At 53.3% G+C, this 15,810-nt stretch carries 16 protein-coding genes; 5 read left to right on the top strand and 11 right to left on the bottom strand.

Annotation, left to right across the window (positions count from 1 at the left end; all coding sequences use genetic code 11):
* The 3 genes from QJQ48_RS11370 to QJQ48_RS11360 form a co-directional block, all read right to left on the bottom strand.
* Window positions 1-200: helix-turn-helix domain-containing protein (locus tag QJQ48_RS11370; protein ID WP_487247698.1), on the bottom strand; the 200-nt coding region annotated here is incomplete at its 3' end.
* 205 nt (window positions 201-405) lie between these two features.
* A complete protein-coding gene (locus tag QJQ48_RS11365) occupies window positions 406-717 on the bottom strand; it encodes a DUF1816 domain-containing protein (protein ID WP_346291348.1) in 312 nt (103 codons plus the stop codon).
* 266 nt (window positions 718-983) lie between these two features.
* Window positions 984-1,841: an SDR family oxidoreductase gene (locus QJQ48_RS11360; protein WP_346291347.1), complete on the bottom strand. Its 858-nt coding sequence runs from the start codon at window positions 1,839-1,841 to the stop codon at window positions 984-986.
* Window positions 1,842-2,207: 366 nt separating this feature from the next.
* Between QJQ48_RS11360 and QJQ48_RS11355 the strand changes: the two genes are divergently transcribed.
* Window positions 2,208-2,582, top strand: coding sequence for a hypothetical protein (locus QJQ48_RS11355; RefSeq protein WP_346291346.1), 375 nt, complete (start codon window positions 2,208-2,210; stop codon window positions 2,580-2,582).
* A gap of 8 nt (window positions 2,583-2,590) precedes the next feature.
* On the opposite strand, the gene QJQ48_RS11350 is transcribed toward QJQ48_RS11355, so the two are convergent.
* From QJQ48_RS11350 to QJQ48_RS11330, 5 genes are all read right to left on the bottom strand, one after another.
* Window positions 2,591-3,916: an FAD-binding oxidoreductase gene (locus QJQ48_RS11350; protein WP_346291345.1), complete on the bottom strand. Its 1,326-nt coding sequence runs from the start codon at window positions 3,914-3,916 to the stop codon at window positions 2,591-2,593.
* Between the two features lie 156 nt (window positions 3,917-4,072).
* Entirely contained in the window at window positions 4,073-4,870 is a 798-nt protein-coding gene (locus QJQ48_RS11345) for a glutathione S-transferase family protein (RefSeq protein ID WP_346291355.1), read from the bottom strand.
* 159 nt (window positions 4,871-5,029) lie between these two features.
* The gene (locus QJQ48_RS11340; protein WP_346291344.1) at window positions 5,030-6,451 is read right to left on the bottom strand and encodes a GAF domain-containing sensor histidine kinase; all 1,422 of its coding nucleotides are present in this window, start codon (window positions 6,449-6,451) and stop codon (window positions 5,030-5,032) included.
* 426 nt (window positions 6,452-6,877) lie between these two features.
* Window positions 6,878-7,597: a GUN4 N-terminal ARM-like repeat domain-containing protein gene (locus tag QJQ48_RS11335; protein WP_346291343.1), complete on the bottom strand. Its 720-nt coding sequence runs from the start codon at window positions 7,595-7,597 to the stop codon at window positions 6,878-6,880.
* Between the two features lie 77 nt (window positions 7,598-7,674).
* Complete coding sequence (locus QJQ48_RS11330) at window positions 7,675-8,340, bottom strand: response regulator transcription factor (protein ID WP_346291342.1); 666 nt, start codon at window positions 8,338-8,340, stop codon at window positions 7,675-7,677.
* Window positions 8,341-8,605: 265 nt separating this feature from the next.
* Between QJQ48_RS11330 and QJQ48_RS11325 the strand changes: the two genes are divergently transcribed.
* Window positions 8,606-10,030, top strand: a complete 1,425-nt coding sequence (locus QJQ48_RS11325) for an NADP-dependent isocitrate dehydrogenase (RefSeq protein ID WP_346291341.1) — start codon at window positions 8,606-8,608, stop codon at window positions 10,028-10,030.
* Between the two features lie 77 nt (window positions 10,031-10,107).
* Here the strand turns inward: QJQ48_RS11325 and QJQ48_RS11320 are convergent, their stop codons facing one another.
* Window positions 10,108-11,163 (bottom strand): hypothetical protein, encoded by a 1,056-nt coding sequence (locus tag QJQ48_RS11320; protein WP_346291340.1) that lies wholly within the window; start codon window positions 11,161-11,163, stop codon window positions 10,108-10,110.
* A 297-nt stretch (window positions 11,164-11,460) separates the two neighbouring features.
* Between QJQ48_RS11320 and QJQ48_RS11315 the strand changes: the two genes are divergently transcribed.
* The gene (locus QJQ48_RS11315; protein WP_346291339.1) at window positions 11,461-12,252 is read left to right on the top strand and encodes a hypothetical protein; all 792 of its coding nucleotides are present in this window, start codon (window positions 11,461-11,463) and stop codon (window positions 12,250-12,252) included.
* 6 nt (window positions 12,253-12,258) lie between these two features.
* Here the strand turns inward: QJQ48_RS11315 and QJQ48_RS11310 are convergent, their stop codons facing one another.
* Both QJQ48_RS11310 and QJQ48_RS11305 read right to left on the bottom strand, forming a co-directional pair.
* The gene (locus QJQ48_RS11310; protein WP_346291338.1) at window positions 12,259-12,753 is read right to left on the bottom strand and encodes a DUF427 domain-containing protein; all 495 of its coding nucleotides are present in this window, start codon (window positions 12,751-12,753) and stop codon (window positions 12,259-12,261) included.
* 34 nt (window positions 12,754-12,787) lie between these two features.
* On the bottom strand, window positions 12,788-14,710 hold the full coding sequence (locus QJQ48_RS11305; protein WP_346291337.1) for a caspase family protein: 1,923 nt from the start codon (window positions 14,708-14,710) through the stop codon (window positions 12,788-12,790).
* Window positions 14,711-15,028: 318 nt separating this feature from the next.
* Between QJQ48_RS11305 and QJQ48_RS11300 the strand changes: the two genes are divergently transcribed.
* Window positions 15,029-15,469 carry a hypothetical protein gene (locus QJQ48_RS11300; protein WP_346291336.1) on the top strand — a complete coding sequence of 147 codons (441 nt, stop codon included), beginning with the start codon at window positions 15,029-15,031 and terminating at the stop codon, window positions 15,467-15,469.
* 124 nt (window positions 15,470-15,593) lie between these two features.
* Window positions 15,594-15,773 (top strand): 50S ribosomal protein L32, encoded by a 180-nt coding sequence (rpmF, locus tag QJQ48_RS11295; RefSeq protein WP_346291335.1) that lies wholly within the window; start codon window positions 15,594-15,596, stop codon window positions 15,771-15,773.
* The last annotated feature ends 37 nt before the right edge of the window (window positions 15,774-15,810 follow it).

Here is a 15,810-nt window from a genome sequence, read left to right as displayed (position 1 = left end):
AAGAGAAAGCCTTGCACCGCTTGGGTGGGATACAGACGGAAGTACATCAAGATGAACAGCAACTTATCCTCCAACTGGCTCAAATGAGCTTTCCGACCAGCCCCTAACGCTCGTTTGCGTCCTGCGCGCTGAAACGTGGCTGCGATAAAGCTCTGCCAAGCCGTCCCAAAGCTGGGTAACAACGCCTCAAACTCTGACATCCTCAAGCCAGTTAAACTGCATAGGATTCGAGGTTTTGTCCGTAACTCGGCATAGGTCACTTTCATTGAATGTCTCGGGTCGATGCTCCTGACACTAATCATCCTATCGGTTCAATTTCCGATAAGGTCTACAGCAAAAACTCTGCCTGCCCTCAAATCATTCACAGGGCGGGCAGAGGCTCAGCTCTTGTCAGCGGCTTGAGCTTTACTGAAGCTGCAGTTCGGAAACGTTCTCTAGCTGCGTTAGCCTCTGAGTGGCCGTTTCACCTTCAATCGTCAGCTCAGGCGGATTACCCTGAATGAGGGTTGGCGGGAACACTTTAGCCCCTTCAGCCGTTAAATCTGTGATATAGCCCTGCTGATGTAGCTGAGCCTCTTTAGGCGTTTCAAAAGGACCAAAATAGTAAATACAGGTGGGCTGATCGGTGATAATTTGCAGCCACCAAGGCTGAGTTGTGGTTTCTGTATCACCTGCTATCTTTGAGAAAAAATTTTTAAAAGCGTCAATCAGCGACATAAGGTTATCCCCGGTTAGCTTCTGTAATTACTAAACAACCCACAATACTAAGCAGACCCCAACTTCAGCCATTATTTTCTAGAGAAAATATAAAGCTTGATGACTACACTACTCTTCCCACAGCAACCTCCTGGCGGAGTTCTTGGCTACATTTTAATGGCACAGCCAAGCAACAGCGCACAGGCAGCTAAATTCAATAAACCACCTATACGCTGGCTAAAACTCCCCCTGGTGACAGGTTCTCTGCCAAAGTATTCCCTGTTTAGTTATGCTCCTACGACAACGCCGCCATTCGGGTGTAACACCTGACCTGTCATATAAGAAGCGTCTTCAGAAGCTAGGAAGACAAAGCAGGTGGCAACTTCTACAGGTTGTCCGGGGCGGTTCATTGGCACCTGCTTGCCAAAGCCTTCTACTCCCTCGGCTGGAAAAGCGTCTGGGATGAACGGTGTCCAAATAGGGCCGGGGGCGACGCCATTAACGCGGATGTCCTTTTCTAGCATGGACTGCGCTAGCGATCGCGTGAAGGCTAAAATAGCGCCTTTAGTGGTGGAGTAGCTCAATAGCGGCGCATTGCCTTTGTAGGCATTGATAGAAGTGGTATTGATGATGGTGCTGCCAGCCTTCAGATGGGGCAGAGCATACTTAGTAAAGTAGAAGAAGGAGAAAACATTGGTACTAAAGATGCTGCCTAAACGGGCTGAGTCAATATCGTCAAAGCTTTCTAGGTACTGCTCGGCAGCATTGTTGATCAAAATATCCAGCTTGCCTAGCGTCCGCACCGTTTTCTCAACCGCTTCTTGGCAAAACTGCTCATTACTGATGTCTCCCGGAATCAGCAAGCACTTGCGGCCTTGAGCCTCTACAAGGCGCTTCGTCTCTTCGGCATCTTCGTGCTCATCGAGATAGACAATGGCCACATCAGCCTCTTCTTTGGCATAGAGAACGGCCACAGAGCGCCCAATGCCGCTATCCCCCCCTGTGATCAGAGCCACTTTGCCCTTGAGCTTACCGCTACCCCGATAGCTGTCACGGTCGTATTGGGGTTTGGGCGTCATTTCTGACTCGTGGGCAGGTTGTCGGTCTTGGCTCTGAGCCGGAATCTGATCGGCGGAAATAGCCATGTGTTTGAAATCTCCTGAATGTCTTGCATTGCATCATGTTGTCGCTAGCGTCCGCTTTGCGAATCGTTTTTGGCAATCGTTGCCAGCCAACCGCGATGCTTGTCATAAGCTAACGAGAACCGGGAACAGGTTAATCAATCTCAGGGGAGAAGCTGATAGAAAGGCGCTCCGCCTGTAGGTAGGTGTTGGTCGGCGGCTGAAGCGAAAAGGCGATCGCACCTTGAGCGCCCTTTTAAGAAAGCTCTTGTAAGTCCCAGCGGAAATCTCTACGAGAATAGGGGTGAAATCCGCTCAGAGTCTGCCCAATGGCGATCGCCTCTCGCGCCACAATAGAGAAAGGAGACATTCAAACGATTCACCCAACCGATGCGTATTCAACCCTCTACTTTGGTTCATTTAGGCTTTGGCAAATATGTCCGCTCTGACCAGGTGACGGCAGTGGTTCCGCTAGAAGGAGCAGAGCGGGGGCCAGGGCAGCGTACCCTCATCTATCTAGAGGGGCAAGCGCAGCCTGTGGTCGCTTCCCGCGCTGATAGCTCACTGGTGCGCGACCTGGTTCAAGATCCTGACGAAGTAATTCAAAGCCGTCAGCAGCAAGAGATTTTGGCAGATCTGCTCAGCGATCTCGGCGGTGTCAACGCAACTGTTCGTCGGATTTGCCGCGATCAGGGTGGTTTGGATCTAGATAGGTTAGAGCGCCGCATTCATGAAGTGTTAGATGAGGCGCTTCAGGCTGTTTAGAGTAGTGATTATAGGCCACTAATAAATCTCCCCGGACTGAGGATCGACTGGGGATCAAACTGTTGCTTTAGCTGACGCATCAGGGGCAAAGCATTCCCTGTATAGCCCCAGGTTTCGACCTGCTGTTTCAGTTGAGGCGGAGCCTCCAGAATGCTCAGAAAACCACCTAGTGCTTCGCAGCGCGATCGCACCTGTCTCAGCAAGTCGGCCGTTATCGCTCCTGTTAGGCGCAGCGATCCCAACCCGCTACCAGCCTGAATCCGTCCAGCAGCTAACAGCTCGGCGCGATTACTCTGGTCAATCAGCTGCAGTAGTTCAGCCGCTTTGGCAGGCGGTATGCCGAGCTTACAGCCAACTGTGTGGGTGCGATCGCCTGCGCTCGGCCATAGCTGAGCCTGAATCTGCTGCCACAATTGAGCCTCGTCCGGATGGCTCAGCCTATGCGTCTGCAGGTCTGATTTGTGACTGAGCGCCTCTAGCTGCTCCACCTGTGAGGTGACGCCAGCCTGGATTGTTTGGAACCGAACGGCTAGTCCGGCTGGAGCACTATAGCCTAGCTGAGTCAGGAGCTGAGACGACAGTAAATCTAAGCTAGCAGGGGTCAATACCGAAGCCTTGACCGTTTGGCAAAGCTGGGCGATCGCCCCGAGTTCGCCTGTGACTAAAACTGTCTGCGAAGTTTCCGGCAGCGGATAGGTGCGAAAGGTCACCTGTGAAATAATCGCCAAGCTGCCATAAGACCCGGTTAGCAGCTTCATGAGGTCGTAGCCAGCGACGTTTTTGACCACTTTGCCGCCTGCCTTAACAATCTCACCATCATGACGAACAAAGCGAATGCCAATCAGCATGTCGCGGACGCTGTTGTATCGCTGCCGCAAAGCGCCTGTGTCCGCTGTGGCAACGATGCCGCCTAGAGTCGCTTCGTCGGGATAGGTCGGATCTATGGCTAGAAACTGCTGGGTGACCTGCAGGGTAGTTTGCAAAGCCGCAAAAGAAAGTCCGGCTTCAGCCGTCATCACCAAGTCGCCTACGGCATGATTCAGTAAGCGATTGAGCCGCGCTGTACTGACGATTACATCTACTCCAGCCGCGAGTCCCCCCCAGCCTAGCTTGCTGGCCTGCCCCATCGGCAGCAGCCGCCAGCGATCGCGATCGGCATGAGCGACAATTGCCGCTAGCTCAGCCTCGGACTGGGGATACACTACGCAGGGTAGCTGGGTTTCAGCCGCGATCGCCTGTTGAATACGGTCTGTTGTAGCAGGGGCTAGCTGGGACCAATCGATAACTTGCTGAGGCGTCAGTAAGGCTTCTAGCTGCTGGGCGATCGCTGTCATCAAACGTCTAGCGGAAAAACAATCTCCAGTTTACGCTGCTGCCCCGAACATTCATACACAGACAGCCCTGAGCAGGAGGAATCAGGTAAACTCAACTCCTCCTGCCAGCCCATGTACCCGGCAATTTTGGCTGATAGAAGCCGTATTCAGGCTGTCTTAGTCAATGCTGATAGACTGGGGGCCGGGGCCAACGGTTTCGGCCGTGTTGGGAATGCTGACCTCGCGGTAGTCGGCATAAAGGCGATCGCGCCAGCTAAAGAAAGGGCGATAGGTTGGATCATCAGCCAGTCCCGGTACACCTTTGCCGCAGATTCCGGCAGGCAAATCAACGTACTGCCTGTCTGGAAACTTGATATACATTGATAGGCCAGCAACAGCAAAATCAGCCAGCGTCGGCTGGTCGCCAACGAGATAGGGACTTTCCTGTAGCAGCAGACAAAGGGCCTCCAAGTTTTGCTGCAGGATGGCATGAGCAGTTTTGACCGCATCCGCCCCAAAGCCAGCCCCCGTTCCCAGCAGGCTGAGAACATCACCCGGCACAGAACCCACCAGATTTTTGAGTAGCTCCGGCGTGGAAGCAGGCAGCAGCGCTGTCCGAAAGTTAGGATGCTGATTGAAGGCACCGATCATCGCCGTCCGAGCATTGAGACCGATAGACTCATCTGCCCAGGCTTCCATCATCAGGCACAGACCTCGCTGTTTAGGCGTGGTGGGAATGACGGGGCGCTCTGGATACTTTTCGTCGAGGTACTGAGCAATGGCGGTTGAGTCGGGAATGACTTCATTGTCATCCTTGAGGACAGGTACCTGTCGCTGCCCCGACATGCGATAGAGATCAATCTGTCCTACTCCCGGCGCAACTTCAACCTTGCGGTACGAAAGCTGCTTATAGTCTAGGATGAGGCGAATTTTCTCGCTGTAATGAGATCCTTCAAACTGATAGAGTTCCAACATGGTAGTTTTTCGATTAGGCACTAGCGCAGGCTTCTAGCCAAACATAGCGCAGAGTCTGGCTGTTTCCCGCGGCTAGCCCAGAAATCTATCTCAAGACAAAGTTTATCTACGCTACAAATAGACTTCTGATAGACCGCCTATAGTCAGCTAATTTAGGGTTTAAGGCGTCTGCGCAACTGTCACCATCGTCACCTCTTCGGCAAGCTGTGGCAGGCTGGCAATATAGCGATAGCCCCCTTCCAAAGATCCCTGCAGCGCTAAGGAACCGCCGTGAATTTCCGCGAGCTGGCGGCTCAGCAATAGTCCCAGTCCTTCGCGGGAAATATCAGCCTTCGCCGCTTCTGAGAGTGCCGGCAATGGGGAGTCAGCTTCTGTGTTTGAGTCCTGGGGCCGATGAAGCAACAGACCAGCCTGAGCCTCTAAAGACTGATAGCTCAGAGAAATTTCTAGTAGCTGATCGAGTGAGAGTACTGCCTGAGGCAAACCTTCTCCTAGCCAAGGATGGGAAAACCACACAGCTAGATTCAGGCGATCGTCTTTGCGGGAAATGTGAACGCGAACGGTGCCGCCTTCACTAGAAAGCTGAATGATGCTGTAAACCAGGTGGTAAATAAGCTGTTTAGTTTTACCCTTGTCCAGCACCCAAATGCGGGAACCTGGCTCTATGGTGAGGCTCATGCGCTGCCCTTGCTGCTGGGCCAAAGATTCCAGGCTGCTAATCACCTGCTGACTGAGCATTTCAATATCTACGGGCGTTAGGCTGAGCTGTCGATAGTCTTCCTGAGCTGTGCCTAGGCCAATGATTTCATCCATCAGGCCAAGAACGGTCTGGCTGCTGTTGCAGATAATGCCAGCATATTCTTTTTGCTTTTGCGTCAGCGGCCCGTAGATTTCGCGGCTGAGCATCCCCGCCATGCCCATAATTGAGGTGAGCGGGTTACGCAGCTCCTGTGTCAGTTGAGCAATTAGCTCAATCCGCACTGCGTTGATAGTTGACTGCAAAGACGCTTCCGCTTTGGGCTGGGCCGGGGTCTGGGGTGCGTAGTTACGAGAGGTCGATTGAAATAGGCGATCGCGCTCAAACTCACTAATACTCCAGCGAGCATTGAGTTCCAAAAAGGCTATGTCCTGAGCGGTAAACTGTCGCGGCTTGAGATCCATGATCGCCAAACTACCAATGCATTCACCACTGGAAATGACGATAGGCACTCCCAAGTAGGCCCGAATGCCATAGTGCTGCAATAGGCAGCTTTGAGAAAATTCAGACTGACTGGCAATATCCTCTACGATTAAAACTTTGCTGCTAGCAATTACCTGGGAACATAGCGCTTCTGCTCGCGGTAGACGACGCGAAGCTGCTAGCTGATTCATCAGCCCAAGCCGGGATAGCCCTACTGCTGATTTAAAGAACTGAAAATCACCATCGGTAATGCTAAAAACGCAGATAGGAGCTGCTAAGATGCGAGCTGCCGTCTGGGTTGCTTCGTCAAAGACGGGTATGCTTTCGTCAGCTAGCAGTCCTAGCTCTTGAACAGCGCGAACACGTTGTCGTTCTGAATCTACAGGGTGTGAGTTTTTCATATGACGTGTCAAATTTTCAGGGGAATGAATAGTTGACAGGCCAGTGTCCATGACGTACCTAGCACTTTGCTTCATTGACTCCGGTCATACATCAAAAGCTTTACAGTTCAAGCATTCCCTGTCTCTGCATATCTTAAACCCGCTAAGGGTCAGTACTTCACTAGAGAATGTGCTTAAAGCTGTAAAACCTCATACCTAAGATTAAGTAAAAATACTGGCGTCAGCAATACTTTATTCAACTTGCTTAAAGCAAGCAGTCTCACAGCATTTCCTGAAACTAATGCCATGAAGAAACGATGAGGAAACTCAGAAATGAATGTCGATTTTATGAAGCTAACAGCCGCAAAAGTCTCTGCTGCTGTAAAGGCGGATAGAAGCAGTTCTGTACGAGTATGATGGCCTTGACTGGCTAAGCTGCTTGACCCGCTACGCCCAAACAGGATGATTTAGGAGTGCAGCCATAGCGCGAACGCCTCGTAGCTGATTGGAGAGGGGTAAATGCCCTGCGGGAGCTGATAAATTCCAGATAAATTCGTTTGGATAACGAGTCCAAACATTGCCTTTTTTCCAGGCAATTTTGTGCCAAAGTTTTTCCCAGTTTTGATTGTTGCTCAGCCAAATTTCTCGCTGTTTCGCAAAGCCAAACTTTCCTTCTGAATAAACCTGCCATAGCTGGTCTAGAGTGCGTAAATCTTCGGCGGGAAAATTTTCGACTTCTGTAAAATAAAGCCAGCCGCGCTGAACCGCTCCCGCACCAGCAAGCTGACATAAGTGCTTCAAAGTCAGGCGATCGGCGGCTTCAAATTCCTGTCTTACTAAATCTTGCTGCAGGTCGGCGTAGTCTATTCCTTGTTTAGAAGTTAGCTCGACTAAGCCCTGGGGCCAGTGCTTTTGCAAAAACGCTTCTGTCTCAGGAGTCTGGCTTTGCCAAAGCAGGCGATAAGCTGTGCCGTCTAGGTAGGTGACTGGCTGTTGCCGTCTGGCCGATAAGAACTCCATCAAGGGTTCCAGGCCGCTATCAGCCATCGTGGCTAGCTGATGCAGCGCTGAGAGCTGCTTTTTAGGATTGTCGGCACGCAGTTGAGCCAGAAGTTCTGCGATCGGGCTGGAGTTGGCAGGCGCGGAATTAGTGGCAAAGCTGCTCATATCAAAACTAAGGGACTCACGTTCCCATAGATCATAGAAGGGATTGACGCCGCAAGCTAGAGGGAGTTGGCTGATAGCTACTGGGATTCGCCGTCGTGGGGTGGACGATAGCCATGTTCAAAGGCGAACCGAATTAGCTGAGAGCGATTGTCTAGGGCAAGCTTGCTGAGAATGTTGCTCAAGTGCGTCTGCACGGTACGCGGACTGATGAAGAGGCGATCGCCGATTTGCTTATTGGTGTAGCCCTGAATGACTTCCCAAAAGACTTTTTCTTCGGCTGGGGTGAGCGGCAAAGGCTGGGGTGGATCTGCTTCCGAAGACTCAGACTGGACATTGGCCTGCTGAATCAGACGGACAATTTCGGAGTGAATGCGCCGCGATCGCTCTAGCTGGGCTTCAATCTTGGCGACTAGTTCCCGGGGATGAAATGGCTTAACCAGATAATCATCTCCTCCGATATTGTGTCCCTGGACCCGATCGTCAACTTCGCCGCGACTGGAGAGAAAGATAAAAGGGACTAGCTGCCCAATGCGGCTCGATCGTAAGCGTCCGCAAAATTCTAGACCGTCCATCTCTGGCATCATCACGTCTGACACCACCAGATCGGGCGGTTCTTCCTCAAACAGAGTCAGCCCTTCTACGCCAGAAGCCGCTCCCCGGACAATATAACCCCGGTCTTCTAAGTGTCGGGTCAGAGCGGTTCGGAGCGTTATATCGTCATCTACTAATAAAATTCTTTTCATCCACCTTAATTAGAAACGATTATGAAGAGCCACAGCCTATACCGGGAGACAATTTGGAGATCTACCCAATAGTTTGTAAAACCATTCTCTACGGTATCTAATGGGTGTCTGACATTAACTGTAGTTAAATTTGCAAATTATGGGGAAGCCAATCCATATCTCAAAATTAAACATATCTGCTGCTGCACGAACTTATTAGGTGTTGCACTTAGCCGATACTCTTGATAAATATCGTAAGTCAGACTAGCCAAACTCATCAAATTTTATGTACCAAAAGATCTCGCCGCCTGAAACCGGCCACAAAATCACTTTTCAAAATGGCGAGCCTGTCGTCCCAGATGATCCCATTATTCCCTTTATTCGCGGAGACGGCACAGGCGTCGATATCTGGCCCGCAACCCAGAAAGTTTTGGATGCAGCGGTCAGAGCGGCCTATGGCAGTCAGCGTCAGATTGTCTGGTTCAAGGTTTATGCGGGGGATGAAGCCTGCGATAAGTACGGCACGTATGAGTACCTGCCTGAAGATACGCTACAGGCTATTCGCGAATACGGCGTGGCGATTAAAGGGCCGCTGACAACGCCGGTCGGCGGCGGCATTCGCTCTCTCAATGTGGCCCTGCGGCAAATTAATGATCTCTACGCCTGCGTACGGCCCTGCCGTTACTATACGGGGACGCCCTCGCCTCACAAGCAGCCAGACAAGCTAGACGTGATTGTCTACCGGGAAAACACTGAGGACATTTATCTGGGCATTGAGTGGAAGCAGGGCAGTGAAATGGGCGATCGCCTAATCAAGCTGCTAAATGACGACCTGATCCCAGCGACACCAGAACACGGCAGCAAGCAAATTCCCTGGGATTCGGGTATTGGTATCAAGCCGATTAGCAAAACAGGTTCACAGCGGCTGGTGCGCCGAGCGATTAAACATGCGCTTCAGCTCCCCAAAGCTAAGCAGATGGTGACCTTGGTGCATAAAGGCAACATCATGAAGTACACCGAAGGCGCGTTTCGAGACTGGGGCTATGAGCTGGCGACGAGTGAATTTCGGCAATCCTGCGTGACCGAGCAAGAGTCCTGGGTGCTGAGCAATAAAGAGAGCAACCCGGATATCTCAGTAGATGAGAATGCCCGCAAGATCGAACCGGGCTATGATTCTCTCACCCCAGAAAAACAGGCGGCAGTCAGGGCAGAAGTGACCCAAATTCTAGAGGCGATCTGGGATAGCCACGGCAACGGCCAGTGGAAAGACAAAATCATGGTGAACGATCGCATCGCCGACAGTATTTTTCAGCAGATTCAGACCCGTCCAGATGAGTATTCCATCTTGGCAACGATGAATCTCAACGGGGATTATCTCTCAGATGCCGCTGCCGCGATTGTCGGCGGCCTGGGGATGGGGCCGGGGGCCAACATTGGCGATCAGTGCGCTATTTTTGAAGCTACCCACGGCACTGCTCCCAAACATGCCGGACTCGATCGGATTAATCCCGGCTCGCTAATTCTCTCCGGGGTGATGATGCTGGAGTATTTAGGCTGGCAGGAGGCGGCTGATTTGGTTCGTAACGGCATCAGTACGGCGATCGCTAACCATCAGGTCACCTACGACCTAGCCCGCATGATGGATCCGCCAGTAGAGCCGCTGAAGTGTTCCGAGTTTGCTGAAGCGATTATCAGCCACTTTGATCAGTAGTGAGCTGGCTAGAAACCGGGTTTTGCGCCGTCGCGTTGAGACAAAACGGCTGTGGGGCAGGCTCGGTTTCTAGGTTCCTACGGGTTGTAGTTATTGGGATAATCTTGGGGACCCCAAGATGAAGAACCCAAGGGGTTAGAAAAAGTCTGAATTTCGCCGCCGCCAATATAGGAACCGGGGGGACGGGGTACGGAGGAAGAATTATTAAACTGGGGCTGGGGCTGAATATACTGGCTGCCAGGGCTAGTTGGCAGCGTGGGGGTAGCTGAGCGATTGGGCAGGCCGTTGAAGCGGGGCTGGGTTTGGGGCAAGCCAGGGGTGGTCAAATTGGTGTAGGCATTCCCAGACGGGTAGTTGTTCGGCGCTAGGTTGAGGGTGGCGGGGGGCGTATAGCCTGTGGTGCCCGGTGGCGGCGACATGTTGGGCGTGGTCGGAATGTAGCGCAGGGGAGCGGCTCCGGCAGGCGTATTTCCCTGGGCAGCAGCAGGAATCTCGGCATTCGAGAATTGACTAGGGCCAGTCGTTTGAGCGCTAGCTGAATTAGGGGATTGTCCGGCAGGCGATCGCGTTTCTGAGGTGCCCGCTGTCTGACTGGGTAAACGACCGAGGGCTTCCTGGAGAGCACTGGACTGTCCGGCTGGAGAGGCAGCTTCAGGATTGAGCAGCGTTGCCAAATTGGCTGCCGAAGCTAGGCTGGGAGGAGAAGCCGTACCAGACGAGGTGTCCGCTTGAGCAGAGGATGGAGTCCTGTAGGGGGCGTAAGAACTGCTGGGACGAATTTGGGCCTGATTCGTTTGATTCGTGATTTCGGATAGCTGGTTAAACAGGGTATCTTCCGGCGTTTCAGCAGCTTGAATCGTGGGAGTAGAGGCTGCCAAATCATTAAACAAAACGGCTAGACTGTCGACCTGGGATAGCTGCGCCTGTTCGTCTAAGGTCAGCTCGGTTTCGGGAATTTGGGCGCTAGGTGATTCAGTGTCAATTTCAAAGGCATCTGACCATTCAGGGTGCTGGCGATATTCCCACAGGACAACCCCCAGCAGCGTCACTACCAAAATCGGCGCCCAGACAATAGGCCGAGCCGCAGGCTGCAGGCGAGCAAACAAGTATCGAACTGAGGGAGGAATTGCCATATCGCTGAAACCGCTAGTCGGGTACCTGTGACTCTAAACTAGTCAGCTTCAATAAGCTAACAAGCTCTGAATCTGAGTCAATTCTAGCCAAAGGATGAGTTGCAGACCGTCAAAAGGCAAAAATGCCGCTGGGAAATTAACAGAAGTAGCTTACAGATCGTTGCAAACTGTCCCGAACTCAGCGAAATGTATGCCAAATTAATGGCTCAGTAGGCGTAAAAACTGCAGAAAAGCAGTATAGGCTATTGAAAATGTCATCACGCCTCTGCGCCGTTGTCTATCTGCATTTAAAAGCCTATGGTTCATCAATCGGATAAAGCTGCATCCAGCCAAACGCCGCTGATGCCGCCGCCTGCCAGATCCCGCTCAGGCGTTTCATTTACCATTGCGGCTAAAACGTCTACGGCTGCAAGTTTCTCTCGGAACTTAACTCGTCCGCTAGAACTCCCCGCGCCTGTGGTGGCCGAGAGCGATCGCGCTGTAGACCCAGCGGCGCTGCCCGTGATGCCGACTGCCGGCGATTTGCCAGCGCTGCCTAGAGTTAAGCGAACCGCTTTTAGCAGTCACCGACATGAGGCCAATCCGGCCCTAGCGATGACCCTGCTGCAGGAGATTGGCAGCAACGTGGAACAGTGGCAGAGCGAACTGCGCCGGGTTTTACTGGCTATCCAGGCTATCTATATGGAAGGCCCGATTGTAGATGGCTGGCTAGAGTCAGACGTGCGCAACTTAGCCAAAGTCCCTGATATCAAGTCTTCAGAATCAGCCGTATGGCGATATGGCGACATTGAGCAGCTGCAAAGCTATATTCAAACTCAAATGGAAGCAGCGGCAACGGCAACGCCAGCGGTCCAGACAGCTCCTCAGACGCAATATCATCTTTGCAGTCTCAATGCGGAGGGACGTCTGCAGTGCCAACCCTGTCCGCCAGAGCAGCTTTCCACCGTCAGCCTTGCCATTGCCCGCCATCAGAAAATTCGTCAGCTGCTCAATCAAAAACAGTATTTAGAAGCGCGGCTGAAGCGAGCCGTAGAGGTTTTGACCTCTGCCCGTAGTGAGTTAGGACTGAGTCCCACTGACGACAGCTAAGCCTCTCTACCAGCCCCAGGTCCCCGTGCCGCCCTTGAAGGGGCCGACAATATCTGGCGTGATCCAACCGCCATAAAAGTCTCCCTGCTGGGCCTGCACTTGTTCCCCATCTACATAACAGGCATCCACTTTAGCTGGGTAAAAGGCGACATAGTTCTGAATTGCCTGAAAACGGGGCGTGGGCTCCGGGTAGTACCAGGCTACATTTTCAACTTGGCGATCGCCGACGCTGAGCGTGTAGTAAGCAGCTCGGCCTTTCCATTCGCAAAACGACGACCCAGAGGTGGGCTGCAAATGCTCTAGTTGAATATCTGCAGGCGGAATGTAGTAGACGGGGGGATGGCTTGTTTCTAGAACTCGCTGCGCCCGATGCGTATCGGCCACGGTGATGCCGTTAAAAACAACCTGAATATGTTTGTCAGAAGCTTCTAATTTGGGAGGCCGGGGGTAGTCCCAAACAGACTCCTGCCCTGGCCCTGGCTCAATTCGCCGCTGCACCATGTGCGTCTAGATTCAACTGTACGTCTGTTTCATTTTATCGCTCTTGCCAGCGCTTGAGCTGGGCCTGCGCCCCGTTGTAGGCCGCCGTATCGGGGGGGACTAGCACGGCGGCCTGAATTGCAGCCTCAAATCGCCCCTGGGCGGCGCGAGCGCGGGCAATGCTGAAAATTTCTTGGCTGAGCTGATCAATTCGCGCCTGAGCCTGCTCGTATTCTGGATGCTCCGCTGGAATTTGCCGCAGCAGGCCAATGGCATCTTGAAAGGAGGCCGCCTGTCCGGGCTGCAGCATTGTTTGGGCCTGCTGTAGCCGGGCCTGGCTGAGCTGCCGCGCCTGCCAGTAGCCAATTTGCGTTTGGGCCTGAGGGTATAGGTCGGTGGCTGCTGCCGGAATAAAGCTGGCGGCTGCAATCGCTGCCGTTAAGTCTCCGGCATTTGCGGCGGCATTAGCCAGATCTAATAGGGACTGGCTCCACTGTTCAACTAGCTGCTGCGCTTCCTGATGAAAAGGCTCTCCCGGCGGAATTGGGTTTACCTGGGCGATCGCGGCCTCTAAGCTAGCAGCTTGCTCAGGCTGCACTGTTTGCCGGGCCAATTCAATGCGGGCCTGGTTATCGGCTACCTGCTGGGCTAGTCCAGCTTCGGCCCGCTCCTGTAGGCGATTGAAAGTATCATCCCGATTGGCAGCGGGTACCTGCTCCAGCCAGCGGATGGCTTCAGCGTAGCGCTGCTGGGCGATTGCCTGCTGCCCCTGCTCTAAAGCCGAAAGGGTTGGCGTGGTGGTTAGGCTTGACAGAGATTCGCTAAACAAAGGGCTGGCCGTCGTCTCTGTCTCAATTGTCTCTAGGGAGGCAGCAAGCGGAGTCGGCCCTGACGCCACCACCTCAGTTGCCTGATCTGGCGCTGCGGAACGAGGAGATTCTGGATTGGGAGCCGGGGTCTGATTCGGCAGCGGCAGCAAGTCAAAGCGCCCCAGGATCAGTAACAGCAACGCTGCGATCAGGGCAATTGGCCCCCAGCTCCCCATGAGGCGCTGCAGGGCAGCTAAGGTGGTGAGTGCCGGAAGTTTGGCCGCTGGAGTCGTCTGAGACTGGGGGGAGTGAACCAGCGCGGTTGTGTCTGCTTTAGGCGGCAACGGACTGACAACGGGAAGCTGCGGCGATCGCGCTGGACTCTTGGCTGCAGTTGTGGTTTGAGCCGCCATCGCTGGCACTTGGCTGACAGATGAGGGCGGCACTAGCAGCAAAAACTTCTTTGTGCTGGGAATCTGGATGGCTGGATGCTGGGCGGGTCGCCAGTGATGCTCGCAGAGTTCGGGTAGCTGCTGCCGCAGATGGGTCGCAATGTGCTCTAAGCTGACGCAGCCATGATACTGCAGCCCTTCTAGCAGCGCTGCGGTAAACAAGCCGTGCTTAACCGCTAAAGTCTCGTGGGAAAACTCCTCCGGCTGGCAGGACAGAATCAGGGAAATATCAAAGTCGCGGGCTAAGGCCAAAGACTGTCGCCCGACGGCGTGGTCGGCCAGGGCTGCCTGTGCTCGCCCTATATCCAGCGTGACAACGATATTGTCCGTAGGGGCCTGTTTAAACAGCTCAAAGAGTTCCTGCACTGAGCAGGCTGTTTCGGTTAGATAGGCCGGATCGGTGTCAACCGTCAACAGATAATCGCGGTCGTTGTAGCAGATACCATAGCCGCTGAAGAAAAACCAAAGGACATCATCGGACTGGATCTGCTGGCAGAGCTGCTGTACCTGAGTCCGAAGAGTCCGGCGATCGGGAGCCGCCGCTGCTGGCGATCGCAGCTCGGCTAAATCGCTGAGCAAATGGCATCGTTCTGTCCCATAGCCTGCCGACTCAACCAAGAAACGCCACAGGGCGATCGCATCCTGCTGAGCATAGAGCAGCGGCTGTAAAGACTGATATTGATTAATGCCGACGACAACGGCCCAGTGTTGAGTCATAACGGTTGCAACGGTCTATTCAGGTAAATGCGCCAAACCTCTGCAATCAGGTAGCTGTAGGGGTTCTGTGCCCCGAAGATAGCATAGACTCTCTCAGTTGAAACAAATAATTTGCGAGGCCAGTCTGATAGCTTAGCGCCTGAATCACTAGCGACCTGCGATCGGCAGACTGGCTTGGTCACGGCGAGACGTTCTAGGAACGCGGCCTTCAGGATTCTTGCTAGAACAGCCCAAATTTAAGCTAAGCTTTAACCAAAAATTATCTTCCCCTTTGGCAGACCGCTAAAGATAGGGGATTTAGAGGCAAAGGAGGATGAGATGAGGCAGCGGCAACCCGCATCAAAAGCAGCAGGAATCGGTAGGCACTGGCAGCGAGTTTGGTCGCCTGTGGGTCTGGCTGTTCTATTAGGACTATCTGGCAGCCTCTGGCTGGGGCAAAACGCGATCGCACCCCTATCGGCTCAGGCTTATACCTCTCGCACCAGCCTCTTTTTAGTACGCGGCGAAAATGAGAGCTACGAAACCCTGATTCGTCGGGCAGACGTTACCGCTCGCGCCGCCGCGCAGCGCAGCTTTGACGCTGACCTGCTAACAACCGAGGTCATTGTCACCGTCACCGCTGAAAGCCAGGGGATTTCTCTGCCCGTGATGATGCTGCAGGTCAGCCGCAGCCAGTGGAGCAATCGCCCCGATCCGCGCTACTGGGCCACCTACTATCCCAATGCCCGGACGCTGCTCTTTTCTGGCTTGGGACAATAGGCAGCGATCGCCGGTCACGCTCGGACAGGCGCGAGATGGCGAGCGGCTGCCAAAAAATATTTAGCATCTAGGGCTAAATGCTCTACAATCGAAAGGTTGTGAATAAGTCTGAAGTCTTTCAGTCATGGCGGTTCCTAAGAAGAAAACCTCGAAATCTAAGCGCAGTATGCGCCGTTCAAACTGGAAACGGCAGGCGGCTGTAGAAGCTAAAAAAGCGCTCTCCCTCGGCAAGTCAGTTTTGACCAATCGCTCTAGCAGCTTCATCTACGATCTAGATGAAGAGGATGAGGACGACGAAGAGTAGGCCAGTTGCGTCTCTCTCCTCAATAACAATAAACAGA

Source organism: Sphaerothrix gracilis Ecp01, assembly GCF_030405905.1.
Classification (GTDB): Bacteria; Cyanobacteriota; Cyanobacteriia; order Phormidesmidales; family Phormidesmidaceae; genus Sphaerothrix; species Sphaerothrix gracilis.
Note: the sequence above shows the minus strand (reverse complement) of the source record. Positions and strands in the feature narration are given on the sequence as shown.

Bases quoted from the DNA above. Each gene is read 5' to 3' on its own strand.
- QJQ48_RS11365 (WP_346291348.1), bottom strand. From the start codon at position 717: ATGTCGCTGATTGACGCTTTTAAAAATTTTTTCTCAAAGATAGCAGGT.
- QJQ48_RS11360 (WP_346291347.1), bottom strand. From the start codon at position 1,841: ATGGCTATTTCCGCCGATCAGATTCCGGCTCAGAGCCAAGACCGACAA.
- QJQ48_RS11355 (WP_346291346.1), top strand. From the start codon at position 2,208: ATGCGTATTCAACCCTCTACTTTGGTTCATTTAGGCTTTGGCAAATAT.
- QJQ48_RS11350 (WP_346291345.1), bottom strand. From the start codon at position 3,916: ATGACAGCGATCGCCCAGCAGCTAGAAGCCTTACTGACGCCTCAGCAA.
- QJQ48_RS11345 (WP_346291355.1), bottom strand. From the start codon at position 4,870: ATGTTGGAACTCTATCAGTTTGAAGGATCTCATTACAGCGAGAAAATT.
- QJQ48_RS11340 (WP_346291344.1), bottom strand. From the start codon at position 6,451: ATGAAAAACTCACACCCTGTAGATTCAGAACGACAACGTGTTCGCGCT.
- QJQ48_RS11335 (WP_346291343.1), bottom strand. From the start codon at position 7,597: ATGAGCAGCTTTGCCACTAATTCCGCGCCTGCCAACTCCAGCCCGATC.
- QJQ48_RS11330 (WP_346291342.1), bottom strand. From the start codon at position 8,340: ATGAAAAGAATTTTATTAGTAGATGACGATATAACGCTCCGAACCGCT.
- QJQ48_RS11325 (WP_346291341.1), top strand. From the start codon at position 8,606: ATGTACCAAAAGATCTCGCCGCCTGAAACCGGCCACAAAATCACTTTT.
- QJQ48_RS11320 (WP_346291340.1), bottom strand. From the start codon at position 11,163: ATGGCAATTCCTCCCTCAGTTCGATACTTGTTTGCTCGCCTGCAGCCT.
- QJQ48_RS11315 (WP_346291339.1), top strand. From the start codon at position 11,461: ATGGTTCATCAATCGGATAAAGCTGCATCCAGCCAAACGCCGCTGATG.
- QJQ48_RS11310 (WP_346291338.1), bottom strand. From the start codon at position 12,753: ATGGTGCAGCGGCGAATTGAGCCAGGGCCAGGGCAGGAGTCTGTTTGG.
- QJQ48_RS11305 (WP_346291337.1), bottom strand. From the start codon at position 14,710: ATGACTCAACACTGGGCCGTTGTCGTCGGCATTAATCAATATCAGTCT.
- QJQ48_RS11300 (WP_346291336.1), top strand. From the start codon at position 15,029: ATGAGGCAGCGGCAACCCGCATCAAAAGCAGCAGGAATCGGTAGGCAC.
- rpmF (WP_346291335.1), top strand. From the start codon at position 15,594: ATGGCGGTTCCTAAGAAGAAAACCTCGAAATCTAAGCGCAGTATGCGC.